Source organism: Pseudomonas sp. CFBP 5748, from assembly GCF_053850495.1.
This window is the reverse complement of sequence record NZ_JBSPTN010000003.1, coordinates 142,528-166,761: the sequence shown is the minus strand read 5'-3', so window position 1 is coordinate 166,761 and position 24,234 is coordinate 142,528. Positions and strand designations below refer to the sequence as shown.

Annotated in this window: 21 protein-coding genes and 1 pseudogene; 7 read left to right on the top strand and 15 right to left on the bottom strand. The window is 60.0% G+C overall.

Annotated elements, in window-relative coordinates; translation table 11 throughout:
• Nucleotides 1-13: 13 nt before the first annotated feature.
• The 5 genes from ACWNZ1_RS08440 to ACWNZ1_RS08420 form a co-directional block, all read right to left on the bottom strand.
• Nucleotides 14-649 carry a hypothetical protein gene (locus ACWNZ1_RS08440; RefSeq protein WP_116642569.1) on the bottom strand — a complete coding sequence of 212 codons (636 nt, stop codon included), beginning with the start codon at nucleotides 647-649 and terminating at the stop codon, nucleotides 14-16.
• Nucleotides 646-1,512, bottom strand: a complete 867-nt coding sequence (locus tag ACWNZ1_RS08435) for an exonuclease/endonuclease/phosphatase family protein (protein WP_116642570.1) — start codon at nucleotides 1,510-1,512, stop codon at nucleotides 646-648. The genes ACWNZ1_RS08440 and ACWNZ1_RS08435 overlap by 4 nt, the downstream gene beginning before the upstream one ends.
• 13 nt (nucleotides 1,513-1,525) lie before the next feature.
• Nucleotides 1,526-2,824, bottom strand: a complete 1,299-nt coding sequence (locus ACWNZ1_RS08430; RefSeq protein ID WP_456027553.1) for a hypothetical protein — start codon at nucleotides 2,822-2,824, stop codon at nucleotides 1,526-1,528.
• Between the two features lie 18 nt (nucleotides 2,825-2,842).
• Nucleotides 2,843-3,241, bottom strand: a complete 399-nt coding sequence (locus tag ACWNZ1_RS08425) for a hypothetical protein (RefSeq protein WP_135845436.1) — start codon at nucleotides 3,239-3,241, stop codon at nucleotides 2,843-2,845.
• Nucleotides 3,242-3,311: 70 nt separating this feature from the next.
• Complete coding sequence (locus tag ACWNZ1_RS08420) at nucleotides 3,312-3,722, bottom strand: hypothetical protein (RefSeq protein WP_116642573.1); 411 nt, start codon at nucleotides 3,720-3,722, stop codon at nucleotides 3,312-3,314.
• A 293-nt stretch (nucleotides 3,723-4,015) separates the two neighbouring features.
• On the opposite strand from ACWNZ1_RS08420, the gene ACWNZ1_RS08415 reads away from it, so the two are divergent.
• Both ACWNZ1_RS08415 and ACWNZ1_RS08410 read left to right on the top strand, forming a co-directional pair.
• Complete coding sequence (locus tag ACWNZ1_RS08415) at nucleotides 4,016-4,645, top strand: LysE family translocator (RefSeq protein ID WP_256452865.1); 630 nt, start codon at nucleotides 4,016-4,018, stop codon at nucleotides 4,643-4,645.
• A gap of 63 nt (nucleotides 4,646-4,708) precedes the next feature.
• Entirely contained in the window at nucleotides 4,709-5,467 is a 759-nt protein-coding gene (locus ACWNZ1_RS08410) for a class I SAM-dependent methyltransferase (RefSeq protein ID WP_256452864.1), read from the top strand.
• Here ACWNZ1_RS08410 and ACWNZ1_RS08405 read toward each other — a convergent pair.
• The 7 genes and pseudogenes from ACWNZ1_RS08405 to ACWNZ1_RS08375 all read right to left on the bottom strand — a co-directional run bounded on the left by ACWNZ1_RS08405 (nucleotide 5,382) and on the right by ACWNZ1_RS08375 (nucleotide 15,001).
• Complete coding sequence (locus tag ACWNZ1_RS08405) at nucleotides 5,382-6,245, bottom strand: methyl-accepting chemotaxis protein (protein ID WP_406550174.1); 864 nt, start codon at nucleotides 6,243-6,245, stop codon at nucleotides 5,382-5,384. The two genes, ACWNZ1_RS08410 and ACWNZ1_RS08405, sit on opposite strands and share 86 nt — an antisense overlap.
• Nucleotides 6,237-7,340 (bottom strand): annotated as a pseudogene (locus ACWNZ1_RS08400) (methyl-accepting chemotaxis protein); the annotation flags it as partial. The pseudogene ACWNZ1_RS08400 and the gene ACWNZ1_RS08405, both read right to left, overlap by 9 nt.
• Nucleotides 7,341-7,452: 112 nt before the next feature.
• Nucleotides 7,453-9,888: an efflux RND transporter permease subunit gene (locus tag ACWNZ1_RS08395; protein ID WP_256452862.1), complete on the bottom strand. Its 2,436-nt coding sequence runs from the start codon at nucleotides 9,886-9,888 to the stop codon at nucleotides 7,453-7,455.
• Nucleotides 9,889-9,931: 43 nt separating this feature from the next.
• Nucleotides 9,932-11,011 carry a WD40/YVTN/BNR-like repeat-containing protein gene (locus tag ACWNZ1_RS08390; RefSeq protein WP_406550132.1) on the bottom strand — a complete coding sequence of 360 codons (1,080 nt, stop codon included), beginning with the start codon at nucleotides 11,009-11,011 and terminating at the stop codon, nucleotides 9,932-9,934.
• 85 nt (nucleotides 11,012-11,096) lie between these two features.
• Complete coding sequence (locus ACWNZ1_RS08385) at nucleotides 11,097-12,458, bottom strand: DUF1329 domain-containing protein (RefSeq protein ID WP_135845430.1); 1,362 nt, start codon at nucleotides 12,456-12,458, stop codon at nucleotides 11,097-11,099.
• 18 nt (nucleotides 12,459-12,476) lie between these two features.
• Nucleotides 12,477-14,123, bottom strand: a complete 1,647-nt coding sequence (locus tag ACWNZ1_RS08380; protein ID WP_135845429.1) for a DUF1302 domain-containing protein — start codon at nucleotides 14,121-14,123, stop codon at nucleotides 12,477-12,479.
• Nucleotides 14,124-14,233: 110 nt separating this feature from the next.
• Complete coding sequence (locus tag ACWNZ1_RS08375; RefSeq protein ID WP_135845428.1) at nucleotides 14,234-15,001, bottom strand: coniferyl-alcohol dehydrogenase; 768 nt, start codon at nucleotides 14,999-15,001, stop codon at nucleotides 14,234-14,236.
• Between the two features lie 272 nt (nucleotides 15,002-15,273).
• On the opposite strand from ACWNZ1_RS08375, the gene ACWNZ1_RS08370 reads away from it, so the two are divergent.
• On the top strand, nucleotides 15,274-17,103 hold the full coding sequence (locus ACWNZ1_RS08370) for a sigma-54-dependent Fis family transcriptional regulator (protein WP_256452860.1): 1,830 nt from the start codon (nucleotides 15,274-15,276) through the stop codon (nucleotides 17,101-17,103).
• A gap of 19 nt (nucleotides 17,104-17,122) precedes the next feature.
• On the opposite strand, the gene ACWNZ1_RS08365 is transcribed toward ACWNZ1_RS08370, so the two are convergent.
• From ACWNZ1_RS08365 to ACWNZ1_RS08355, 3 genes are read right to left on the bottom strand one after another with little or no spacing between them, the layout of a single operon-like run.
• Complete coding sequence (locus ACWNZ1_RS08365) at nucleotides 17,123-17,782, bottom strand: TetR/AcrR family transcriptional regulator (RefSeq protein WP_135845426.1); 660 nt, start codon at nucleotides 17,780-17,782, stop codon at nucleotides 17,123-17,125.
• A complete protein-coding gene (locus tag ACWNZ1_RS08360) occupies nucleotides 17,782-18,753 on the bottom strand; it encodes an alpha/beta hydrolase (protein ID WP_256452859.1) in 972 nt (323 codons plus the stop codon). The genes ACWNZ1_RS08365 and ACWNZ1_RS08360 overlap by 1 nt, the downstream gene beginning before the upstream one ends.
• A gap of 19 nt (nucleotides 18,754-18,772) precedes the next feature.
• The gene (locus ACWNZ1_RS08355) at nucleotides 18,773-20,212 is read right to left on the bottom strand and encodes a coniferyl aldehyde dehydrogenase (RefSeq protein WP_256452858.1); all 1,440 of its coding nucleotides are present in this window, start codon (nucleotides 20,210-20,212) and stop codon (nucleotides 18,773-18,775) included.
• A gap of 367 nt (nucleotides 20,213-20,579) precedes the next feature.
• On the opposite strand from ACWNZ1_RS08355, the gene ACWNZ1_RS08350 reads away from it, so the two are divergent.
• The 4 genes from ACWNZ1_RS08350 (at nucleotide 20,580) to ACWNZ1_RS08335 (ending at nucleotide 24,234) form a co-directional block, all read left to right on the top strand.
• Nucleotides 20,580-21,104, top strand: coding sequence for a hypothetical protein (locus tag ACWNZ1_RS08350; protein ID WP_135845423.1), 525 nt, complete (start codon nucleotides 20,580-20,582; stop codon nucleotides 21,102-21,104).
• 115 nt (nucleotides 21,105-21,219) lie between these two features.
• Complete coding sequence (locus ACWNZ1_RS08345; RefSeq protein WP_178084256.1) at nucleotides 21,220-21,996, top strand: hypothetical protein; 777 nt, start codon at nucleotides 21,220-21,222, stop codon at nucleotides 21,994-21,996.
• Nucleotides 21,993-23,273 carry an MFS transporter gene (locus ACWNZ1_RS08340; RefSeq protein WP_256452857.1) on the top strand — a complete coding sequence of 427 codons (1,281 nt, stop codon included), beginning with the start codon at nucleotides 21,993-21,995 and terminating at the stop codon, nucleotides 23,271-23,273. The genes ACWNZ1_RS08345 and ACWNZ1_RS08340 overlap by 4 nt, the downstream gene beginning before the upstream one ends.
• The gene (locus ACWNZ1_RS08335) at nucleotides 23,266-24,234 is read left to right on the top strand and encodes a fatty acid desaturase family protein (protein WP_135845421.1); all 969 of its coding nucleotides are present in this window, start codon (nucleotides 23,266-23,268) and stop codon (nucleotides 24,232-24,234) included. The genes ACWNZ1_RS08340 and ACWNZ1_RS08335 overlap by 8 nt, the downstream gene beginning before the upstream one ends.

Below are 24,234 nucleotides of genomic sequence, written 5' to 3'. Positions count from 1 at the left end.
CCTCGTAATATAGCTATTGTTGTGACTGATCCCAACGGATAGTGCCGTCGCTTTGTATAATGCCAGTGCCATAAAGCTCGTGATTTTTGTCGTAAACCGTTACGGCCTGACCGCCGAAAACTTCTTGATAGCAATACACCGTAATGTCACCGTTCCCATCTACCTGCATGGTAAATGGATCATTCGCGACGGTATCTGGCACAAATTCGATAAAAGCGTCGCCCAAAGCACTTCCGAGTTTTATGTTGTAATATTCCCAGATACGACTCAGCAGACTGCCTACAGGCAAAGCAAGGGCAACCTTGCCAGACGGCCCCTGATAATAATAGGCCGACTGAAAAGTGGTCAGGAACGGAGTGTACGTTGTTTTGATAGCATAAGCGTCATATTGTGGGGCATCGAATTCGACGTACCAGTTTTTACTGTCGTCAGTATATATATTGGTTACAGTCGCGTATTTGTCTGATGTCGCTGTAAACAACCTGGAAACTTCTACGATCGGCGGATCCCCTCCTGTTGCCAGATCGGTGGAAGCTGCTCCAGTTGCGCCCTGAATACATTGTTCAGGGATAATGAAGTCTGTGTCCGCGTACAGTCGAGGTGCCAGAAAAATAAAAACAATGGCTGATAATACTAGGTAGCGGTTCATTTGAATGTCACCCCCCAGTATATCGCCATATGATCGGATACATTCTGCCGCCAACCGAGCCCGGACAGGCTGTTGGTGGTGAAGTAACAAGTGGCATCACCCGTCAGGGAGACGCCGGTTATTACGAGGTGATCATAAGGACTGGAAGGAGCCCCCTTGGTGGTCAGGCTGGTCGGATCATTATCCGGGCAAGCCTCCGGAGCGGTTGTTGGGTTCGCTACTGGATCCACCCATTTAAAGCCTGTCTGATAGACGTTTTTCTTGTTGGTCACCGCGAGATTCCAGTCGCCGCCGATTATCACTGGAAAGCCTTTGGGCGGAACCGTTATTGTTCCGTAGGTCGTTGTGGTAAGGCTCTTGAAAAACGCACCCGCTGCCGTGGCTTCGTCCTGACGTGGTTTCACCGTCTTACCGAAAACAGAATGGATGTTAGCAAACCATGCATATTTATCTGCCTTACCCGTCACCTTTACTTTTGTGAGTATCGCGTAGGGAGGGCGACTGAAAGAAGCGCTTGACGCATTGATGTAGGCGATTACTGTTATTTTGCTGGATTTATAAACATAGCAGTAAGCCTCCTTGTAAGAGCTTGCCCCCTTCATCACCGAGCAATCTTGCTGAATGCCGGTACCCAGGCCAGTACAGGGTACGGACGTTTGCATTGTCTCTTGTAAAAATAATATATCCACTGTGGCCATTAGCACTTTTATTTGGTCACATTTGCTCTTTGTGGTCGCCGTCGTTCCCCACCCAAGATGCAACGCATTCAAGGAGCCGACCGTCAGATCAGCTGCACGTGCGTTGGCGATCAAGAAAAGCGCAACAACCCAGGCCGAGAGGAAAACGCTCATCTGCCGAAGCATAATTCCACCCCTTTCAGGTGATGTTTATAGAGTCGCCCTTGAGAAGTGGCGCGTCATACTGATCCCCAGCTTTACCCGAATAGATCGGAGGCTGTGCCGAATTGCTCGGAAGAAAGATAAAGTTGGCTTGATAGTACTTGGTGGTCGCCGCGGCGCTGGGCGCGCCAGTGTTCTGAAGTCGTCGGTTCATGCCGAGGTTCAAGTCGGAATTTATATTGTTGCTGTTTCTGTATTGGGTCGATGTCGGGTCGGCATATTCTGCAACCAGGTTTTTGATCGTGGTCCCTAATGGAACGGACATCGGATTGCCGTTCAGAAGCACTGTAATTTCGGGAACCAGCATGACCCTGCTGGTAAAGCTGATGCTTACAATCGGGTTTCCGCTTGCCTGCTTGCCGCAGCCGGTCCCGCCATTGAGAATGTCGGTAGTGGCGGCTTCGAGATCGGCAAATGTGTCGGCTCCGATTAACCACGAGCTGAGCTGTTGCTGCGGGCCGCTATTATCCAGTGAGGCGGAACCGGTGATTATCGTCGGGAGAATCACTCTGAGATGGCGCCGGGCATTGCCCCCAAGGCACAGATCGAGCGGCCCCGCGGCCAGTATCGGGCAGGTCGACGCTGGATTGGTCCCGTATCCCGGAGCGAAGGCGCCAGCAAAAGCATCCAGCGCGAGAGAAATATCAGGTCTTTGAACCACGCGAAGCCGGCTGGTACCGGTGTTGGCGAAGGCATTGAATCCATAGCCAGGCCCGCCGGGTGGGTCGCAGTATTGGTAACCTGCCCATTCAACTCGCAAGTTCATTCCTGGGGCAAGGTCGACGAGTTGATTGACCGGATCGAAACTATAGAGGTACGGGAGAACCTCGTCGATCCGAAGAGGCATGGATAACGCAACACGATTGAGTAGCGTCACAGCTGCGCCGGGTAGAAGTCCGCCACTTGTCGATGAGCCAGGCACTTCGAGTGCTTCAACCTGCTGGCGAAACTGTTTGAAAGCCGCAAGCATTTGGGTCCGAATCGTTGGATCCTGGCTATATACCGACGCAGCGGTCACGCTGATCAATGCAAGAAACGTCGTACTCGAGTAACTCGATTGCACAAACGAGAGTGTGAACACCGAGTTCTGGGAACTGGTGATGCCCGGTGTTGCCACCGTTGTATTGGGCGCACACACCGAGATGACGTAGATCAACAGTGGCTTGGTATAATCCGGCGTCCCCACCGTTATAGGTGGAATCAGAAACGGCCCCTCGATTCCACTGGATACAGTCGGGGGCAGCGCGTTCGAAAAACTATAAGAGCTGGTAGCCATTCGCGTACCTTTCCCTGCTCAACTGCTGATATTAGTGATGAGATATTGAGCTGTTGGACTCAGCGTCCCGGCATTGATGCTGCTACATTGTGCCGTGAGGGTATCGCTGGTGACCGATACGTTTACCGTCAAGGCAGCCCCCTGTTTTCGTTCCCAGGAGACAACTAGCGATCCACCATTGGCGGGCAAGAAGGAAATACTTCCGCCAACAGCAGAGAAGGCATTGACTGCCGCATTGAAGTAAGTAAGCGCACCTGCGGGAGCGAGAATCGTGTTCGGCAGGGGGATGCCGTTCCCATCCTGAGGAACCCAGCTTCCATAAGTCAGCACTCCAACCGTCAGCGTTAAAGCGGTGTCACTTGAATTCTGAATTGCAACTTGAACGACATAGACATCGTTCGCTTGCTCAGCCAGCATGAGACTGACCCTCCCCGTAGCGCAGAAAGGGCTGACACTTCGGTGCCAGCCCTTTCTTGTTCAGAGACGATCAGTAGTCGCCGTTCTTGACTGAGGCTACGAACTTAGTGCTCGTACTCGCATTGGTGATGATCACTTGCTGAGTGGGGTTGTTGGTTTGGGCGTTGATAATCTGGTAAGTGACAGCCAGGTCGGTCGCCGTGTTGTTCACACTGCCGGAGACCGGGGAGCCCGACGGCCAACTCCAGACCGGAGTGATGCTGCCCCCAGCGGCAGGTGTCAGTAGGATCTGACCTCCGAGCGCCGTCAGGGTGTTAGATACACCGTTAACGTAGGATTGCTGGGTCGTTGCTTCAATCACTGTGCCGGGAACCGGTGCCGACGCCCACTCTCCACCCGTCAGAAGGCCGTAGTTGACAGTAATATCAGCACCGCTTGCATTGAAGATTTCGATGGTAAGGGAACGTACGAATGTGCTCATCCTTGGCCTTCCATTTGGTAGTTTAGCTGCATGTCATATGCGAATCTGAGGCTAGTAAACAGGGGCATATTGCGCAAGCTAATCCAAAGAAATTTTTAGGCTCGTTCAGCCCCCCTATATAGCGTGCCCAGTGAACGGTCATTTCAGTGATTGGATTTTCTTGCTCCGCCAGATTTGGGCGTCGCGAAATGCTGCAGTAAAGCGACTGTAGCTATCAGATAGGTGCCGACTGTAGCTAACGCCATCTAAGCCCTTCAATTACCGTCATGGCTCAACCCCAAGGAGTGATGTCCATGCCGGATGCCGCCAATCTTTATCTGTTCGTGATCGCCGCCCTGCTTCTGCTGATCGTTCCGGGCCCGAACATGGCTTTTGTCACCAGCCATGCCTTGGCCCACGGTTGGCGTGGAGGTTTCGCTGCCGCCCTCGGCATTTCCTTCTCGGACCTGCTGATGACGCTCATGGTCAGCGCCGGTATTGGCGCCCTGGTAATGAGCTGGGCACCGGCGTTCGAGTTGCTGCGTCTGGCCGGGGCCGCTTATCTGCTATGGCTTGCCTGGCAAGCGCTGAGAACACCCGCGCTGCCCACGGCCACTCAACCTCAGATGACGTCCTTTTGGAGAATCTTCGGCCGAGGTGCCCTAAACAGCCTGTTGAATCCCAAGGCGCTTCTTTTCTTCATGGTGTTCCTGCCTCAGTTCGTCACTGTAAAGGCCGGCAACGTCAGTCTCCAACTGGTATTCCTTGGCGTGTTGCTGGCGCTGATTGCACTCATCTTCCATAGCGTACTTGGAGTCTGTGCCGGTCAACTGAGAGGAAAACTGGCAGGCGGCGGAATCTCGAAGCGTCTGGGGACGTACGGCTTTGCCACAGTCATGACAGCGTTGGCGGCGCGCTTGTTGTTTCTTGACCGCCCGCTTTGATCATGGGAACACTCCGCAGCCCGTTGTTCTATCCTCTAGTCCAACGCCCTCCGGAGCCAGATCATGCCAGCCGCCGAATCCACCCTCCTCCAAAGCTGGCACCACAACGCCCAGTCCTGGATCGAAGCCATCCGCACGGGCGCCATCGAAAGCCGCCGGACGGTCACGGACCAGGCAATCCTGCTGGCGGTGCTAAGTCGCCAGCCCGAGCGCGTACTCGATCTGGGCTGCGGTGAAGGCTGGTTACTGCGGGCCCTGACTGATCGTTCCATCGAGGCGGTCGGCGTGGATGGTGATGCGACGCTTGTAGATGCGGCGCGGGCAGCGGGCTCCTCGCCGGTGCATTTGGCGAGCTATGAAGCGTTGGTGGAAACGCAGGTGGATATCGGCAACGGCTACAACCTGATCTGTGCCAATTTCGCCCTGTTGCATCAGGACATCATCCCCTTGCTCGCCGCCATGAACGCCCTGCTCGCCCCAGGCGGCGCGCTGGTGATCCAGACGCTGCATCCATGGACCGTGGCAGCAGGTGATTATCAGGACGGTTGGCGGGAGGAGACCTTCGCCGGGTTCGCCGGTCAGTGGCACTCCATGCCTTGGTACTTTCGCACCTTGTCCAGTTGGCTCAATGCCTTGGACATGGCCGGTTTTCATCTGGTCGGCCTGCAGGAACCGCAACACCCGCAGAGTCCCGTGCCGCAATCGCTGCTGTTGGTGGCTGAACCGACAAAGTGCCTCAGGTCCGAAACTGAGCAACCGCCTCACGCAACTCATGCTCCAGGTTCGCCAGATCACCACACGCCAGCAACACTTGCTGATTAACCCCCGCGCAGTGCTCGGCTTCGTTTCGCACCTGCATGACATTGCGGCTCACCTCCTCGGCCACAACGCTCTGCTGTTGCGCACTGGCGGCGTTCTGCTGGTTCATCTGCTCGATTGTCGACACCGCTCCGGCAATTCCGCCCAGCGCAGTGCTTACCTGATCGGCAAGCGACACCGTGTCCGCCATCAAACGCCCGCACCCCTGGATCTGCTCGACGCTGTGCCGGGAGAGATGCTGTAAACCGGCGATCAGCGTCTCAATCGTGTGAGTCGACTCCTGGGTACGCCGCGCCAGCGCCCGCACCTCATCGGCGACCACGGCAAAACCACGTCCCTGGTCCCCCGCCCGAGCGGCTTCGATGGCAGCATTGAGTGCAAGCAGGTTGGTCTGCTCGGCGACCGAGGTAATCACATCGACAACGCTACCGATGCTCTCGACCTGCTGCTGCAAGGAGTGGATGGCTTGCTCGGAACGCACCATCTCTGCCGCTAAGCGATCGATTTGCTCACTGGCGCGTTGCACGATCTGCTCACCACGGCGCGCCTGGTGATCAGCCTCGTCGGCAGCTTTCGAGGCCTGCTCGGCATTCTGCGCCACTTGCTGAACAGTGAGGGTCATCTGTTGCATGGCGGTGGCCGCGTGCTCTGTTTCGATCTTCTGGCGTTGGGCAGCGCCATGACTCTGCGTACTGAATGCGCTCAGGGTCGCGGTCGTTTGCCCAAGGCCGGTAACGCTCAATCCGATGCGCGCTACCAACTGGCGCAGATTGGCCGTCATCTCCCCCACCGCCACCATCAACTGCCCCAACTCGTCCCGCCGTGCCGTCGTACTTTGGGCCGCTGCGCTCAGGTCGCCATGGGCAATACGCCGGGCGGTCTGCAACGCTTCGCGCAGAGGCACAACGATCAGATGCCGGATAATCAAAGAGGCCAACAACGCCAGGACGACGATCACCACGGCCCCCACTGCCTGCAGACGCATGACGGAATGGCCTCGTTCGCCCATCTGTACCTGCCTGTCGGCGGCAGCCTGTTCGACCTGACTCAGTACGGTTTGCGCCTGGACGTCCATCTGCACGGCAGTCTGCTTGCTTAATGAACGGCTATCGCGATAGCGGGCAAACGCCTTGCGGTATTCGACCAAAGCCGCCTTGGCCGCCGCCAGGGACGCTTCAGAGTTCTCATCCACCCGGCCCTGAAGCAGCTCCAGGGCGTTGCTCATTTCCTCCACCAACTCGTCCCAGCGTTGGAGAGCGGCAGGCTGCCCCTCGCCCACATAAAGGAACTCGTTATTGCGAGCGACCAACAGCTTTCGCTGCAGTGCCGAGGCCTGTTCCGCCAGACTCAGTGGATCACCCTCCTGGGCCTGGCCACTGCTCAATACATCGCGTACCTGGTCGTACATATCCAGTTCGACCGTCTCGAACTGCAGGCGGGCCTGCTCGGCCTGTTCCTGCATATGACGCAACGCCTGCGCTGCCAGACGTTGGTGATCGACAAAATGGACGAACTGGCCTTGGTAATCGTCGATGGATTGCCGCATGGCGGCCAGCAAGGGTACATCGTCCGCGGATGCCTGGGCCTTTACCTCGTGGAGCCGAGCGCCGAGTGCGCCTATCAGCGCCTTGACCTCTTGCATCGCCAAGGGCTGGGGATCGAGTGCATAGGTTTTCTCGGCGTTGCGCATCTGCAGCGTCAGGTGATTGATCTCCACCATGGCGCTGACCTGGCGGCTGTGTTCAAGCAAGCTGGCGGTTGCATATAAGCCCTGGGCAATCGCGGCCACCGCGAGCAAGGACACCAGGCCGAAACCGAGCAGCAGTTTTTGCCCCACCGAAGAGTCGGCGAGCAGTCGGGCAGATTTCTTCAGCATTATTCTTATCCTTATGCCTGAAGCGAATTCAGCAGCAGTGTCGGCCTGCCCAGGCCAGGCAAGCCGCATTGGCTTGCCTGGCCAGAATCCATGGTTGTCAGCGCGCCGCGAGTCAGCCCTCCCCGACCGGCTGCAACGCGCTGGCAACCTCAGGCTTTTTTGCGAACAACCGTTTCGGCAACAGGAAGTACGCCAACGCAGGCAGAAGGATCAGGGCGCCGAGCATGTTCACCAGGAACATGAAGGCCAGCAGGATGCCCATGTCGGCCTGGAACTTGATTGGCGAGAAAGCCCAGGTCGCCACGGCGATGGCCAGGCTGATGCCAGTCAGTAGAACCACCTTGCCGGTGAACAACAGCGCGCGGTAATAGGCTTCGGACAGCGAGGCCCCGGCGCGCATGTGCGTCAGGATCACGCTCAGCACGTAGAGCGCATAATCGACGCCGATGCCCACCCCAAGGGCGATCACTGGCAAGGTCGCCACCTTGACGCCCATGCCCAGGCCGACCATCAGCGCCTCGCAGAGGATCGAGGTGAGCATCAGCGGCAGTACCGCCGCGAGCACCGCACGCCAGGAACGGAAGGTCACCCAGCAGAGCAGGATCACCGCCCCGTAGACCCAGAACAGCATCTCGCGCATGGCCTTCTTCACCACGATATTGGTCGCCGCCTCGATTCCGGCGCTCCCCGCGGCGAGCATGAACTTCACCTCCGGCAGTTGCTGTTGGGCGATAAACGCTTCGCTGGCCTGCACCACCCGCTCCAGGGTTTCGGCCTTATGGTCGGCCAGATAGACGTAGAGCGAGAGCAGTGAACAGCCCTGGTTGAACAACTCCCGTGGTGCGCGTGTCTGTACCGCGCCGAGGGCACCGTCGTTGGGGATCAATTCGTACCACTTGAAGTTGCCCTCGTTATAACCCGCGGCGGCGATCTTGCTCAGGGCCGCCATGGAGTTGGTCGACTCGACGCCGGGCAATTGCTCGAGCTGCCAGGCCAGCGAGTCCACCGCCGCCAGGGTCGTGTAACGGGTGCACTGGTCTTCCGGGGTCTTGACCATGACCACGAAAATGTCCGAACTGGCCGCGTAGTTTTGCGTCATGAAAGCCGCATCGCGGTTGTAGCGTGAGTCGGGACGCAGCTCCGGAGCACCGGGGTCAAGGTCGCCGATCTTCAAGTGCAGGCTGACGGCGAAACCGCCGACCGCCAGGACCAGGCCGACAAGGCACGCCACATAGGCCCAGGAACGACGGGTGAACAGATCGAGAAAACTCCAGAGCGGATGTTTGACATTCGCTTTCAGCTCGGCGGTTTCCGCCCGCAAGCTGCGCTCGGCCGCCTTGGCGCCGACGCCGATATAGCTGAGCAGAATGGGCAACAGAATCAGGTTGGTGAAGATCAGCACCGCCACGCCGATACTCGCGGTGATCGCCAGGTCCTGGATCACCCGGATCTTGATCACCATCAGCACGGCGAAGCCCACCGCATCGCAGAGCAACGCGGTCATGCCCGCGGCGAACAGACGACGGAAGGTATAGCGCGCGGCAACCACCCGGTGAGTGCCTCGACCGATGTCCTGCATGATGCCGTTCATCTTCTGCGCGCCGTGGCTCATGCCGATGGCAAACACCAGGAACGGCACCAGCGCCGAGTAAGGGTCAAGGTCGTAACCGAGAGTGGCGAGCAGGCCTATCTGCCAGAGCACCGCCACCAGGGAGCAGAGCACCACCAGCGAGGTGCTGCGCGCACAACGGGTGTACCAGTAGAGCACTGCCACGGTGACCAGCACGGCCACCACAAAGAACAGCATGACCTGCATCAATCCAGCGATCAGGTCGCCGATGATCTTGGTGAATCCGGTGATATGGATCTGGATTCGATCGTTCTGATACTTGTCGCGCAAGGCCTCCAGTTGCCGCGAGAACTCGCCCGCGTCCAATGCCTTGCCGGTCACCGGATTGATTTCCAGCAGCGGTACGAAGATCACGCTGGACTGGAAATTGCCGGCCACCAGTTGGCCGATCTCGCCGGAGCGAGCCACGTTGGTCCGCACCTGCTCAAGGCTGGCGGCGGAACCGTCGTAGGCGTCCGGGATCACCGTACCACCATCGAGCCCCTCCTCCGTTACCGCAGTCCAGCGTGTAGTCGGCGTCCAGAGCGACTTCATATAGGGTTTGTCGACGCCTGGCAGCAGATAGATCTCGTCGTTGAGCTTGGCCAGGACGTCGAGGTAGTCCTTGTCGAAGATGCTGCCGTCCTTGATCTCCACGGCGATGCGAATCGAGTTGCCCAGGCCGCTCAGTTCGCTGCGCCGCTCGAGAAAGTTGGCGACGTAAGGGTGAGACGCCGGGATGGTCTTCTCAAAACTGGCGTTGAGGCCGATCTTGCTGGCCTGGAAGCCCAGTACCAAGGTCGCCAGCAAGCAGAGCAGAATCACCCAAGGTCGGTGATTGAAGATCGCCCGCTCACCCAGATTGCCGGAGCGCGGATCGAAATCCTCCAGGCGGGCGATCACCACTTGCTGTTCGAGGGAGGGATTATGGTCGTTCACTTCGGACTCCAAATACGGCCGTGTAGGGCTCGAGCAGGTTGTTTCAGCGTTGGGCCGAGGAAAGGTCGTGTTTGAGACGGGTCAGGCCACTCAGGCCGACGCAGATCAAACTGCCGTCTGGGGCCGCCACCAGGCCGGCTACCGAGCTGCCGACCGGGGCTGTCAGGTGGCGGAAGCTGCTTCCCCGGTCAGGGCTCAGCAGCAGATCGCCGGCCTGGCTGGCCAGAAGCACCGCCCCATCAGTCAATTTGGTTGCGGCGGACAAGGCCACCTCCAGGCCGGTTTCGATGCGCCGCCAATGGGTGCCCTGGTCTCCCGACCAATAAGCGTTGCCGCGCAGACCGAAGACCACCAACTCTCCGCTCGCACTGCCCTGCAAACCGAAGAAACTGCCGTCATAAGGCGACTCGAGCGCCTGGAAACTCCGCCCATTGTCGCTGGAGCGCAGCAGTAAGCCGCGTTCACCGACGATGAACAGCGCGTCGCCAGCGGCGCGAATGCCGTACAGATTGAGGCCCTCGGGGTTATCCACCTGCTGCATCCACGGCTGCCAGCTATCGCCGCCGTCCACGGTGCGCAGGATCAGGCCATAGGCACCGACGGCATAGCCGTTACGGCGGTCGCTGAAATACAGGTCGAGAAATGGCTTGTCCGGGCCATCGGCAACCAGCCGCTCGGCGTCTTTGAGCTGCTTGGCGTCGTCACCTTTTTGAGCCGAGAGCAGCGCCAACTGCGCAGCGGCGACACCATCGAGTTGCTTGACCCAGGTTTCGCCACCGTCCGAGCTGTGAAGAATCACGCCCATATGGCCGACCGCCCAGCCCTGCTCGGCATCAACGAACTGCACCGCCGTCAGGCTGACGCTTACCGGTACGCGGGCCTGGCGCCAACGCTTGCCGGAGTCATCAGAGAGCAGGATGATGCCCCGCTCACCAATCGCCACCAGCCGTTCGCCGGCACGGGTTACCGCCAGCAGCACCGCATGCTCTGCCTTGGCACTCTGCAGTGCCGCCTGGTCGAGCAGGGAGATTCGCGGGCTTGCCGCCGCCCAGTTCGGTACCAGCAGCGCCGCCAGCATCAAGGTCGCCGGCAGCACCCTCGTGAGTGAAAAGTTACCGATCATGTCTGCTCCAACCACCCATAAGAGTTATCCAAACACCCATCACACCACGCGCCGAAACCTGGGCCTCGGCGCCCTGGGCAATCCTTTAGCGCATGCTGTCGCTGGCCATGGCATCAGGGGTGAAGAACGCGGACGGTGGACGCGGATAGCTCTGGTACTGCACATCCAGGTCATTGGCCGAGGAGTTCAGGAAGTAGGCACCGGTTTCCAGGTTGTAGCTGCCCCACATCATTTGAGCTGTCAGTGCAGGCATTTCTGGCGCCAGCAGCGTCAGCGAATAGTTATGCCGCCCCAACTTGCCTTGAGCGTCATAGCCATCGAGCAGCAGCACTTGCCAGGAGTCCTCGTCCACGTAATAGGTGCGCTTGGGCACCACGTGACGCTTGCCGTCCTTGAGCGTGGCGCTCACGACCCATACCCGATGCTTCTCCCAACGCACCAGATCCGGGTTGAGGAAGCCTGGCTTGACCAACTCGTCGCTGCTCGCCGCTGCCGCGCGGTTGTTGTTGTAGGGCACCAACAACTCTTTCTTGCCAACCAGCTTGAGGTCGTGACGGTCGGTCGGGCCGAAGATCATGAAGGCCTCGTCGAAGAAACCGACGCCCGAGGTGACGAAGTCCGGCGTGTCATAGGCAATGTTCGGCGCACGCCGTACCCGACGCTGGCCGACCAGGTACTGCCAGGCGGCACGTTTGCCGGGGTCCATGTCCCAGTGGGTCATCAACCCCTCGCCGGCCTTGGAGGACGGTAGCTCAGTGGCCAGCTTGCCGACCAGAAACTTACCGTCGAAGGTCTCCAGGCTACCCTCTTTGAAGTAGTAGGGGTGCTGGTACCAGAAACGTGCGCGGGTGGCCTGGATCTTCTTGCCGCCGGCGGTCATCAGCCAGGTGTCAAAAGGTGCATAGAAGGTATCGCCGCCCTGCCAGGACAGCCGGTAGTTCCACAACACCTCGGCACCGTTTTGCGGCAGTGGGAACGGAATCCCGCCATAGGCGCCGCTGACCTTTTCGGAGGCCACATCGAGGGTGGCACGGGTCGCGTTCTTCAGGGTGTTGTCATACACCCACTGGGGCGCTGCGGCACTGCGCCGGGTCGGATAGACGTCCAGGCGGTAGGCCGGATACTTCTGCAGCAGGGCCTTGGTCCCCTCGGCCAACTGGTCAGCGTACTGGGCCATGTTGGAGGCACTGACCGAGTACAGGGGTTTGTCGGCGGCGAATGGATCGGCACGCTTGTCGCCATTCTTGTAGCCTGCCGGCGCTTTGGTGTAGCCCCCCGTCCACTCCGGGATGCTGCCGTCTTTGTTGCCGGCGCGCTCGGCGCCCAGCGGCGTAAGATCGGTGTTAAGCCGTGCGGCCTGCTCTGGGGAAACCGCCGCCTGCACCAGGCCGGCGCTCAACAAGGCAATGGCCAAGGCCGAAATACGCAAGGAAAATTTGCTTTGCATAGCGGATGAAACCTCTTATTAGAATGTGGTTTTCACGTACATGGAAACGAAGTCACGGTCGGCCAGCGATTGCCCGTAGCTGAAGTTGCCGTCTTCGCGCAGCCCTGCCGCCGTCTTGCCGAAGAAGTTCACGTAATTGATGCCGAAGTCCCAGCGCTGCAGGTAGGTGGCCTTGAGGCCGACACTCCAGTCGCCGGCGTGGGTATTGCCAAAACCGGCCTTGCTGACCGCTGAGGAACGCCCATCGAGCACCACGCCAAAACCCATCGGTACGGTCAGGTCGAGGCCATCAGCCACCTGGAAGTAAGCCGGTTCGGCCAGCACGCGCAGAGCAGTGGCGTCACGGGTGGTGTTGGAGTCCAATGCCGCGCGGTTCTCGGTGACGCTGAGGGTGCGGTTCCAGGCCAGTTCGGCGAGTACCGAGCCACCGTCCCAAAGCGCGCCAGGCGACAGCAGGTAGATGGTCGAGAGGTTAACGTGGGCGGTCTTGCCCTTGGCGTAGAGCGCGTCGCCGCTGTTGTCCGCGGCCATGCCAGGCGTCACCACCTGCAGGTTGCTCACCAATGGGGCATCCCAACGCACCGAGGTCTCGCCGGCGAAGTTGAACGGGCCGTGAGCGGTGGAGAAGCTGACCCCGACGGTCTTGATGTCTTCGGCGTAGACCTGGCGGTAAGAGCCGAGGATCGGCAGCCCGGTGGCGGCCGCCGCCGCACCGTCCAGGTAGGCATAGAGCGCGCTAGGGGCCTTGTCGTGGTACTTGGCGGCGTAAAAGCCCAGCTCCAGTTCGGTGCCTTCCGGCTTGTAGCGCAGTTGCATGCCGCCCTGCCCGGAATTTTTGGCCTCGATATCGGAGGCATGGACGGTGGTGTTGCCAAACACTTCAGTCCAATCGCCCGAACCTTTGCCGATGCCATCGTTATCGCTCAGGTAGCTGCCCGCCCCTGGCAGGTTCGAACGCTCCCATTCGAATTGATAGTAGGCACCCACGGACAATTGCGGGTTGATCTGCAATTGCCCGGACACTTGATTGACCGGACGCAGGATTTCCTTGAACTGGGTACCCGGTACGCTGAGCAACTTGACGATGTCGCTAGGCCCCTGGGCGGCGGCGATACCATTGCCACCGTAGAACAGGCTTTCACCATAGATCAGGCTATGCCGGCCGAGGCGCACGGTGCCCTGGCTCGACTCGCCGACATCACCACGCACGAACACGAAGGCATCCAACAACTCGGCGTCACGCCCGTGCAATTCGCGAGTATCGTCGAGAAAATCCCGCTGTTCGCTGCTGTCGGTGTCCTTGTTATAGACATCGTCGTACCAGGCCGCGCCGCTGAGGCGCAGGCCGTAGTTTTCTCGACTCAGGTCCATTTCACTGAACAGATCCAGGCGATTGGAGACCAGGCCGCTGCTGAAGTTCTTGTCGCCCTGACTTTGTATCGAGGGATACAAGCCGCCTGCCGTGGGGGCGTTGACCAGGTTGTTGTCAGCGCCTTTGAGTCGCCAGGCCTGGCTGTACTTGATGGTGTTGTCCCAACGCAAACGCCATTCACTGTCGCCCAAATCTATTTGCGCGGCCTGGGACTGGGTGGCCCAGCTCGCCAGACAAACCGAGAGCGCCATGGCGGAACGCTTGAAGCCTGGATAGCAACGAGAGTTATGCATGTTGTTCCTCATTATTCTTGTTGTTGGAAGCATGTTTTATGAGCCGACCGTTCGCTCGAAAACGACCGGCAGTGAGTTGCACGAAAAAGCGTTGGCTTAAGGTTCCTCGTTCAGACGTAAGTGGATGCCAGGCCGCCATCAACGGGCAGATTGATGCCATTGACCCAGCGAGATTCGTCGGCGCACAGAAAGGCAATAGCGCCCGCCACCTCGTCGGCGTAGGCCGGGCGCTTCATGCGATGGGCGTCAGCGTCGATGCGCTCTTTACCGAGCATGGCGACGAAATCACCCAGGATGGGGGTGAACACCGGCCCAGGTGCCACGCAGTTCATACGCACCGAGGTCTGCATAAACCATGGCTGGGCCTGCAGGGCGTTCCAGACGATCAAGGCTTCTTTGAAATACTGGTAGCAGCTTTCCCGGGGTACCGGGTGCTCGGCCAGCCAGGCCTGGCCGTCAGCAAAACTATCGGTACGGGCCAGCGCCTTGTGCAGATCCACCCGCTGTGGCCACTCCGCGCCAAGGATCGAAGCCACGTTGACGATGCTGCCACCGGCCTGGATGCGTGGCAGCACCGCTGCGCAGAGATGGCGCAGCCCCAGGTAGTTGACCTGGGCAACCCGTTGTGGATCGGCGGTGCCCGGCACCCCGGCGATATTGCAGAGGCCGTCGATGGTGTCCGGCAGTTGCTGCACCGCCGCGTCGATGGCGTCTGGGTGGCTGAGATCAGCCTGGATGAAATGATCCAGGCTCAGGTGGGGTTCATTGCGATCCATGCCGATGACGATGGCGCCGTGGGCACGCAGGATTCGAGCTGTTTCAGCGCCGATGCCCGAGGAGACCCCGGTCACGACGATCCTTTTATTAGTCAGCTTCATACGGGTTCCCCGATTCACGCTTGTGCTGCCTCACGAAAGCGACAACCAAGCCATATTGTTCTTGCCGAATTAGTTAATATCGGTAACTAGTTGTAGCAAGCGATATGCCATCTCTTGGCAATGACAAGGCAACCGCTCAAGCACGGGGCATTCAGCCGACATAGGGATAAAAGGCGTGAAGCGAGTGGGATGGAGGGCTTCAGAAAAGTGATGATTTCAGTAATTTCATGCTGCACTATGCAGATTATGATTACTCAAATTAAGGGTTTCTTATGGCAGACAAGCTGATTTCCCTGGCCGAACTCTCCCGTGGAGCACAAAAGAAACCCGGGCGTGGCGCCAGCGAGCAATTGCCACCCGGCGCTGCCCCCACCCTGCAAGACCTGACCGAATGCCTGCTGTTCAGCCCCGGCGATGGGCGCATCTGGTTGAATGGCGCACGCATGCTGCTGATGCACAACAGCGGTATCGGTGCGCTACGCCGGGAACTGATTGAAAGCATGGGCCTGGCCCGCGCGCGCGGGATCATGCTGCGCACCGGCTACCATTGCGGCGCGCGGGACGCGGCACTGATCAAGGAACGCTTTCCCGAAGCCGACATCCTCGCGCTGTTTGCCGCCGGCCCGATCATCCATGCGCTTGAGGGCGCGGTGAAGGTCGAGCCGGTGCACTTCGAATTCGACATGAATCTGGGCACCTATTACGGCGAGTTCCTCTGGCACCACTCCAGCGAGGATGATGAGCACATCGCCCAATACGGCATCGGCACCGAGCCGGCCTGTTGGATGCAGACCGGCTACGCGATCGGGTACACCTCGGCGATGGTTGGGCGACTGATCCTCTACCGCGAGGTCGAATGCCGCTCCACTGGCTCCAGCATCTGCCGGTTGGTCGGAAAACCCGCCGAGGAATGGGAAGACGCCGAAGCGGATCTGGCCGACCTCAACGCCGAACCCTTCGTCAGCACCGGCGGGCGCAGCGTGTCGGCGGACAGCCGTAACGATAAAGGTGCCCTGCCCGCTGGCCTGCAAGCGGATCCGACACCGGCGCAAGACACCGACATGGTCGGCATCTCTTCGGCCTTCAACGCCGCCTGTCACATGTTAAGGCGGGTCGCGCCGACCCAGGCGACGGTGCTGTTTACCGGTGAGTCGGGGGTCGGCAAGGAAGTGTTCGCCCGGATGCTGCATCGCATCAGCCCACGCCACGATGAGCCCTTCGTCGCCATCAACTGCGCGGCTATTCCGGAAAACCTGATGGAGTCGGAGCTGTTTGGTGTCGAGCGCGGAGCCTACACCGGTGCCACTCAATCGCGCGCTGGACGCTTCGAGCGCGCCGATGGCGGCACGTTGTTCCTCGACGAGATCGCCACCCTCAGCCTGGTGGCCCAGGGCAAGCTGCTCCGCGTACTCCAGGAAGGCGAGGTCGAGCGGGTTGGCGGCAGTCGTACCCTGAAAGTCGATGTACGGGTGGTCGCTGCGACCAACGTCGACCTGCGCGCCGCCGCCCAGCGTGGCGAGTTCCGTGAGGACCTGTTCTTCCGTCTGAACGTATTTCCGATTCACCTGCCGCCGCTGCGCGAACGCAAGGAAGACATCCCGCTGCTGATGACTCACTTCCTGCATCGCTTCACCCAGCGCCACGGTCGGCAGATCAGCGGCTTCACCCCGCGCACCGCCGACACCCTGCTGGCCTATGACTTTCCGGGCAATATTCGCGAGTTGCAGAACCTGGTGGAACGTGGCGTGATCAGCGCCCCGGATGGCGGCGCAATCGACCTGGCGCACCTGTTTACCAGCGGTGAACGCCTGGCCCTGCCGATGTTCTCCATCGGCACTCGCGGCCAACTGGCTGCAGCCCCGAATGACCAGGCACCCGTCCAGCGTCCGACTGCCGCGGCAGCCGACACAGGCGATGAAGCGATCCAGGCCCTGTTCGGCGGAAAGGATCTGAGTCGACTGTCGCTGCAAGAGATCGAGGACACCATGATTGACCACTGCCTGAGCGAGGTGAAAGGCAATGTCTCTGAAGCGGCCCGTCGGCTCGGCCTGACCCGCGCCCAGTTGTCCTATCGCCTGTCGCGCAGATCGGCGAGGGAGTAACGGTGTCGTCCGAGTGCGCTCAAGGCGCGGGCGCATGCTGGATAAAACAGCGACCGAACATGCCAATGGCCACTTCGACCCGCTGCTCGATCTGCTCGTCGGACCAGCTCTGTTGCACCCCGAGGGTGAAGAGCTTGAGCGGTTGGGAGATCAGCAGCGCATCGATCAATTCGATTGCCGCCTCGACATTCTCGTTTGCCAGCAACCCCTTGCCCGCCGCCTTGCCCAGCCAGCCACGCAACAGACTCAGGCAGCGCTCGGCGCCTTCCTGATACCAGATCCGGGCAATGCCCGGTGCATTCTCGCGCCCTTGTGCAGCCATGAGATAAAGACCCAGAGCCAATGGCGAGAGGGTCAGGCGCGCCCACAGGGTCAGGTACATGCGTAATTCGCTGAGCAGATCCTCGGCGCAGTCGATACCGCTTTCCAGTAGCAGTTCAAGGGTGGACAAGTCACGGGCCACCAACTGCGAGAGCAGCTCTTCCTTACTCGCCACCAACAGATACACAGTCTTCTTCGAGATGCCGGCGGCGCGGGCGATGGCATCCATGGTGACGTTGGCGAAGTTGCCGCTGCCGAGCGCCTGCGCCGCCGCATCCAGCAGCAGACTCATCTGCTCCTCGCGGCTGCGCAGCGGCGGGCGACCGCGTTTGGCGGGCCGCGCAGTGATGTCAGGCATTACGAGCCCTGTTGATTGGCATGGTGCACGTGTCCCGGCGCTGATGCATTCGCAAAGGTGTCTAGCTTAACGCAATGGCCTGAAAACGCCTCACGCAGGGAGTCCTCGATGAGTTGCCAGGCCTCCTGCGCCGAGGCATCCGGCCCCAGATGGGTGAACATATGGTCGCAACCTGGGAACATTTTTTCGTTTACCGGAACGCCGGCCTGACGCAGTTTCTCTGCATAGGCCTGCCCTTCAGCGCGCAGGATGTCGTACTCGGCGGTGATCAACGTGGTGGCGGGCATTCCCTGCAACGCCTCGACCGGCGCCAGCAACGGTGAGGCCAGTGGGTCGTGGGCATGGGCCGGATCACTCAGGTAGCAACTATTGAAGAAGCGCATCAGGCCAGTGCCGAGTAACGGATTGTCGAGAGGCGAAAGCTTCAGCTCGGGATCCTGGGTAAAATTCAATGCCGCATAGTCGATGACCTGATGCACCACCCGCAACCGTTGGTGCCCCCGCGCCAGATTGGCCACGCCGGTAGCGAGGTTGCCCCCGGCGCTGTGCCCGCCGACGGCGATGCGTTGTGGGTCGATCCCCAGGGCCGTGGCCTGTCCGGCCAGCCACTCAAGCACCTCGAAGCTCTGTCGCAAGCCTGCGGGAAAGGGATGTTCGGGGGCCAGGACATAATCCAGATTGACCACCAGGCAACCGAGGTTGTGTGCCAGGCGACGGCAATAACTGTCGTCATGCTCCGGTACCCCGGCCACGAAACCGCCGCCATGCAGGTTCAGATAGACCGGCAGAGGTTCGCTGGACGGCGAATTGGGCCAATAGAACAGCGCCCGCGCCGGCCCCCAGGCCGTCGGGATGAGTTTCTCGTCGACCGCGCGCAGCGGATACTGCGCCGCGTCATAGGTGAACTTGCCTTTCATGCGCTTGGCAAAGGCGCGCAGCAGCTTGGCCTTGAGGGTTTGCATCGCGTTCATGGTCAAACTCCTTCGCGGCTCAAGCCGTCAGCAATTGATCCAGCAAGCCATGGATCATTGCGCCGTAGGGCGCGCGCATTGCCAGGTTCGACTCACCGATCGGGCTCTGCACCACCACCGCCTTGGCATGGCTGAAGGTACGGAAACCATAGACGCCGTGATAGGCCCCCATACCAGAGTGACCGACACCGCCGAACGGCAGCGCCTCGAACAGCACATGGCTCATGACGTCATTGATCACCACGCCGCCCGAAGTCGTTCGCTCCAGCACCTGCTGACGCTCAGCGGCGTCCTCGCCGAAATAATAGGCCGCCAACGGTCGTGGCTGGCTGTTGACGTAGTCGATCGCCGTAGCGAAATCGCGATAGGTCTTGATCGGCAACAGCGGGCCGAAGATTTCCTCGCGCAGCACCTGCATCTGCTCGTGGGTATCGAGCACCAGGGTCGGGGCAATCTTGCGAACCTCGCGATCGCTCAGATCCTCCTGGGCCGGGTTGATCTCGACCAGCCGCGCGCCTTTGGCGCGGGCATCGACGAGGTAACCCTGTAAACGGTCGAAATTACGCGGGTTGATGATAGAAGTGTAATCAGGGTTGCTACGCAAGGTGGGGTACATGGCACTGACAAAGCCTACGGCCTCGGCGACGAAGTCCTCCAACAACTCTTCCGGCAGCAGCACGTAGTCTGGAGCCAGGCAGATCTGCCCGGCGTTGAACGTCTTCACTGTCAGGACCCGCTGCACCACCGTGGCGAGGTCGGCGCTACGCGAGACCAGCACCGGTGACTTGCCGCCCAGCTCCAGGGTCACCGGCACCAGATTGTCCGAGGCTGCGCGCATGATGTGCCGGGCCACCGCGGTGCCCCCGGTAAAGATCAGATGGTCGAAGGGTTGCGCACTGAACAGCGCACCAACCTCAGCGCTACCCAACACCGTGGTGAGTTCACGGGCGTCGAAATAACGGGCAATCAGTTCGGCGATCAACGTCGAAGTGCGCGGGGTCAGTTCAGAGGGTTTGAGCATGGCCCGGTTACCGGCGGCAAAGATGCTTGCCAGGGGCCCGAAAGCCAGCACGATAGGGAAATTCCACGGACTGATGACACCCACCACACCCACCGGCTGGTAGTCGACCCGCGCCTGGCAACCGGGGAACGGCGCCGGATGCGACTCTGGTCGCATCCACTCGGCCAGGTGCTCGCGGCAATGCTTGAGGCTTGCCACGGAACCGGCGATATCGGACAGCAGCGTCTGCTCGCGGGCGCGATTACCGAAGTCCGCCGACACCGCGGCAACGATGGCTTCGCGGTTCTCCAGAAGCAGGGCAATTGCCCGGTCGAGGCGATCGTGGCGAAGTTCCAGGCTTGCGGGCCCCTCCTCCAGATGGGCCTGCTTCATTTGCGCGAGCGTTGTGGCGAGTTGTTCGGCGCTGACCGCCGCAGCTTGGTGACCGATGATGCTCATGGCGTGAATTCCTGCTGGTTGGATTGTTATTATTCAGCACTAATATTCAGCGAGCAGGCACCGAGGCAGACTCGCTGGAGGGAGTATGCCAAAAAAAACGCCAAAGGAAACCGTTAAGTTTCTTAATTTTTAGGCTCATAAAAGCCATCGATAGACGCAAAATAAGGCGATATTGATAATCTCAGGCATAACGCCGGACCAATGCATTGCGACTCTGGAAGCTTAAGCAATTGCCGGAAATTCGCAAATGACTGAAAACTGATTAATTTAGTTAACCTGTTTGCCGGCAATCTTCATGAGCTCGGTTTATGTAACAGTGATGTGTGAGCCTCGGTCGAGGCCGTTCTCAACCTGATAAGGACATGCGATGAACACGGCTCTACTCTCGATTCAACAGTACATCCACGCCAAGGACGGTAACCGCCCTCACCTGCTGAACCAGGCCTTTGCGCCAGATGCCGTTCTGGACATGGTGGTGCGCACCGGTTCTATTTCCTTTCCCGGCCACGTTGAAGGCCGGGCGGCCATTGGCGACGTATTGGTCCGGCGCTTTGGCCAGACCTTCGAAAACGTCTACACGTTTTGCCTGGGCGCCCCACCGGCGGCGGACGCCAACGTGTTCCGGTGCAAATGGCTGGTGGCGATGTCCGACAAGAGCAGCGGCGAGGCCCGTGTTGGCTGTGGCTTGTATGACTGGCAATTCAACCCCCAGTCGAGACTGGCCGAGCGCCTGACCATCACCATCGAGCACATGAAAACCCTGCCGGCGAGCGATCTGCCGGCCATCATGGCCTGGGTCTCGAGCCTGGACTATCCATGGTCCAGCCCCGCAGCGGCCATCAGCAACGTGCCGGATCTTGGCGAGTTGCGAGAGGTGATCCAGTACCTGTAGGCGCTGCCAAAGGCCTCGCTTGCCCAAATTCATTTCGTCATCAGATTTTCACACCAGTGCCATAGCGTGGGCGCCGATTGATTCAATCCACTTCAATCGGTGAGCCGCCCACGCGATGCAAAAACTTCTGAAGAACCCAGCTTCCGAATACCCGAACGCCTGGCAACAGGCGCATGACGTGCAGCCCCACGACTCCACCCTTGCTGGTGAGATCAACGTTCGATTTCTATCCCGCGACGATATCCCCTCACTGCTCGAACTCGAGCACAGGAAATGGACAGAGGAACAGCGTGCCGATGCTTCCATGCTGGCCTCACGAATCGCCGCGTTTCCTGCCCTGAGCGTCGGTGCGTTTTGTTCGCGTACCGGTACCGCGCTGGCGTCGTTGTTCATGAAACCTACCCGCCACGATCTCATACGCCAGTGCTCGACCTGGGCAGATTGCGCCAGGAAACAGCACGGTGACGATGCCATCAGAACCGGCACGTTGTTCGGCATCAGCTTGAGCAGTGTCGACTCGAAAGCGGCCAATGCCATTTTCGAATTTTTCTGGCCCTATGCCTTGAAACAGGGATGGTCAGACGTCTACCTGGGCTCCCCCGTTCCGGGCCTGAGGGGCTGGCTGTCGAAGAATCCCGATATCACGGTCGCCCAGTACGTGCGCAGTGAGCGCCAGGGCCTGCCGTTGGACCCACAGTTGCGCTACTACTTCAAAAAAGGCTTTCGCAAGATTGTCGCCATCAAAGACAACTATTTCCCCCACGAGCCTTCGCTGGATGTCGGCGTGTTGATTCTGGGTAAAGTGCCGCTGTCCGGGCTTTCGTTCATATGGAAGCGTGTCCCGCTGCCCTGGTTGCAACGCATGAAAAAACTGTTCTTCGCGTGCCTGTGAACACCGCCCTCGCGCTGGAGCGCCCGGCACCGGCGCTGGCTCGCGACCGAAACTTCCGGCGCCTGCTGGCGTGCGCCGTGGCATCGATGTTGGGTGATCAGTTCACCCTGGTCGCCTTCCCCTTGCTGATCATGGTGGTATCGCCAGACCCGATGGCACTTGGTTGGGCATTCGCCGCACTCGCCCTGCCCCGTGCCCTGTTCCTGTTGACGGGCGGCTCACTGGTTGACCGCTTCGGTGCCCGCTCGATCTGGATGTTTGGCTGCTACGCGAGTGCGCTGGCGTTGTCCGGCCTGGCCTGGGCGGTCTATCACGGTCACGCGAGCTTACCGGTGATCTATGGGGGCGCGGCGCTGTTGGGGTTGTTCAGTGCCCTGACGCTGCCCGCCGGCAGTGCGCTGGTGCCTGGCATCGTCAATGCCCGCGACCTGGAGCGGGCCAACGGGGTTTTCCTGGCACTGCGGCAAGTGACCATCGCCCTCGGTCCGGTGGCCGCCGGAGGCGTCATCGCCAGCGCATTCTTGCCCGCTGGCGCCAGGTCGGCAGCTAACGGTGCGCTGGACGGCTATGTCATCGCATTCGCCCTCGACGCGTTCACCTTCGCCCTGGCGGCGTTCGGGCTACGCGCCTTGCCTGTGCGCCGAGCCCCTGGCCCCGAAGCCGGCGTCATCACGACGACGGCAGAGGGCTTGCGGTATTTCTTTCAGGATCGACGTCTGCGCACGTACCTGACCTACATGGCCGCCATGACATTACTCATGAGCGGGCCGGTGCAGGTCGCCTTGCCGCTGCTGACCCATGAACGCTTCACGCCCGAGGCGACCGCGCTGGGATGGCTGTTCGGCGCGCAGGGGGCTGGCACGCTGCTTGGCATGCTGATGTTTACCGCCCGGCCAAAACTGCGAATGGTCAATCTGGGCATCACCCTGCTCGTCGTGGACGCCGCCATCGCCGTACTGCTGATGCCATTGGGATGGATAGACGCCCTTTGGCAAGGCGTGGCATTGCTGTTTGCTATCGGGGTTTGCGGCGGTTTCGTCCAGGTCATGGCATTCACCTGGCTGCAGCGCTCATTGCCGCCGAGGCTGCTTGGGCGCGGCATGAGCCTGTTCATGCTGGTGTTTTTTGGCCTGGCGCCAGTCTCGGCGGCGATTGCGGGCTGGGTTCTGCAGTTCGTGTCCCTCCAGGCCGTATTCCTTGCCACCGGCGCGCTGCTCCTGGCAGCCGTACTCATTTCTTACTTTGGTTCGGGCCTGAGGAGGCTGTCGGATGTTTAACCCTACCGAGCCTGCGCAATCACGCAGGCAGCACGAACATACCGTCGAGCGTGCCCGGTTACTGGAGTGGGGGCGCCCCGCGCCCTTGCGCTTGCTTGCCAGCACGCTTTGGGAATGGGCGCTGATTCTGTCTGCGGCGGGCCTGGCCATCCAGGCCCAGACAATTTTCGCCTCGGTGCTGGCCGTTGTGTTCATCGCCACCCGGCAGCATGCATTGCTGATCCTGATGCATGAGTTTTCACATCGGCAATTCAGCCGGACTCGTCCCGAGCTTAACGACACATTGGGCGATTTTCTCACGGCGCTGCCCTTCACCATTACCTTGTTCGGTTTTCGTCGCGACCACGCCGCCCATCATCGGCATACCGCCACTGACCACGACCCCAACTGGGTGTCATGCAAGGGACAGGACCGATTCAGGTTCCCCAAATCGGCCATCGGCATGCTTGTGCTGATGTTGAAGCACTGCGTCGGGCTGTTCAGCCTCCACGAATTCAGAACCGCCCTGGTGACGTCAAAAATGGCCTCGCAGTGCCCTCCCGCCACTCAGTACAGGCAATGGATTTTCGCCCTGCTGCTCGCGGCGGTGCTGACCGGGTTCCACTTGTGGCTGGCGGCACTGGTGTACTGGCTTATACCGATGTTCACGGTGTTGATGGCGCTGCTGTATTGGCGCGACGTGGCGGAGCACTTCGCGATGCCTCAGCCCGGCCACGGCGCCTCTCGAACGGTCATTGCATCCTGGTGGGAGCGTCTCTTGATCGCCCCCCACGGGGTCGGCTTTCATGCCGAGCATCACCTATACCCGGCTATCCCGGGTTTTCGCCTGCCCCACGTGCATGCCGCGCTCATGAAGGACGACGTGTATGCCCGAAAAGCGCAGGTCACTCATGGCTATTGCACCGGGCTGATCCGCGAGATAGCTGCCGCCGGCGCCACGCATTCAAGCATGAAGGACTGA

Excerpts from the sequence above, each read along its gene's own strand:
- ACWNZ1_RS08360 (WP_256452859.1), bottom strand. The coding sequence starts at position 18,753 with ATGAACGCGATGCAAACCCTCAAGGCCAAGCTGCTGCGCGCCTTTGCC.
- ACWNZ1_RS08345 (WP_178084256.1), top strand. The coding sequence starts at position 21,220 with ATGCAAAAACTTCTGAAGAACCCAGCTTCCGAATACCCGAACGCCTGG.
- ACWNZ1_RS08380 (WP_135845429.1), bottom strand. The coding sequence starts at position 14,123 with ATGCATAACTCTCGTTGCTATCCAGGCTTCAAGCGTTCCGCCATGGCG.
- ACWNZ1_RS08370 (WP_256452860.1), top strand. The coding sequence starts at position 15,274 with ATGGCAGACAAGCTGATTTCCCTGGCCGAACTCTCCCGTGGAGCACAA.
- ACWNZ1_RS08420 (WP_116642573.1), bottom strand. The coding sequence starts at position 3,722 with ATGAGCACATTCGTACGTTCCCTTACCATCGAAATCTTCAATGCAAGC.
- ACWNZ1_RS08425 (WP_135845436.1), bottom strand. The coding sequence starts at position 3,241 with ATGCTGGCTGAGCAAGCGAACGATGTCTATGTCGTTCAAGTTGCAATT.
- ACWNZ1_RS08335 (WP_135845421.1), top strand. The coding sequence starts at position 23,266 with ATGTTTAACCCTACCGAGCCTGCGCAATCACGCAGGCAGCACGAACAT.
- ACWNZ1_RS08365 (WP_135845426.1), bottom strand. The coding sequence starts at position 17,782 with ATGCCTGACATCACTGCGCGGCCCGCCAAACGCGGTCGCCCGCCGCTG.
- ACWNZ1_RS08350 (WP_135845423.1), top strand. The coding sequence starts at position 20,580 with ATGAACACGGCTCTACTCTCGATTCAACAGTACATCCACGCCAAGGAC.
- ACWNZ1_RS08415 (WP_256452865.1), top strand. The coding sequence starts at position 4,016 with ATGCCGGATGCCGCCAATCTTTATCTGTTCGTGATCGCCGCCCTGCTT.
- ACWNZ1_RS08440 (WP_116642569.1), bottom strand. The coding sequence starts at position 649 with ATGAACCGCTACCTAGTATTATCAGCCATTGTTTTTATTTTTCTGGCA.
- ACWNZ1_RS08430 (WP_456027553.1), bottom strand. The coding sequence starts at position 2,824 with ATGGCTACCAGCTCTTATAGTTTTTCGAACGCGCTGCCCCCGACTGTA.
- ACWNZ1_RS08355 (WP_256452858.1), bottom strand. The coding sequence starts at position 20,212 with ATGAGCATCATCGGTCACCAAGCTGCGGCGGTCAGCGCCGAACAACTC.
- ACWNZ1_RS08375 (WP_135845428.1), bottom strand. The coding sequence starts at position 15,001 with ATGAAGCTGACTAATAAAAGGATCGTCGTGACCGGGGTCTCCTCGGGC.
- ACWNZ1_RS08385 (WP_135845430.1), bottom strand. The coding sequence starts at position 12,458 with ATGCAAAGCAAATTTTCCTTGCGTATTTCGGCCTTGGCCATTGCCTTG.
- ACWNZ1_RS08410 (WP_256452864.1), top strand. The coding sequence starts at position 4,709 with ATGCCAGCCGCCGAATCCACCCTCCTCCAAAGCTGGCACCACAACGCC.
- ACWNZ1_RS08405 (WP_406550174.1), bottom strand. The coding sequence starts at position 6,245 with ATGACGGCCAATCTGCGCCAGTTGGTAGCGCGCATCGGATTGAGCGTT.
- ACWNZ1_RS08390 (WP_406550132.1), bottom strand. The coding sequence starts at position 11,011 with ATGATCGGTAACTTTTCACTCACGAGGGTGCTGCCGGCGACCTTGATG.
- ACWNZ1_RS08435 (WP_116642570.1), bottom strand. The coding sequence starts at position 1,512 with ATGCTTCGGCAGATGAGCGTTTTCCTCTCGGCCTGGGTTGTTGCGCTT.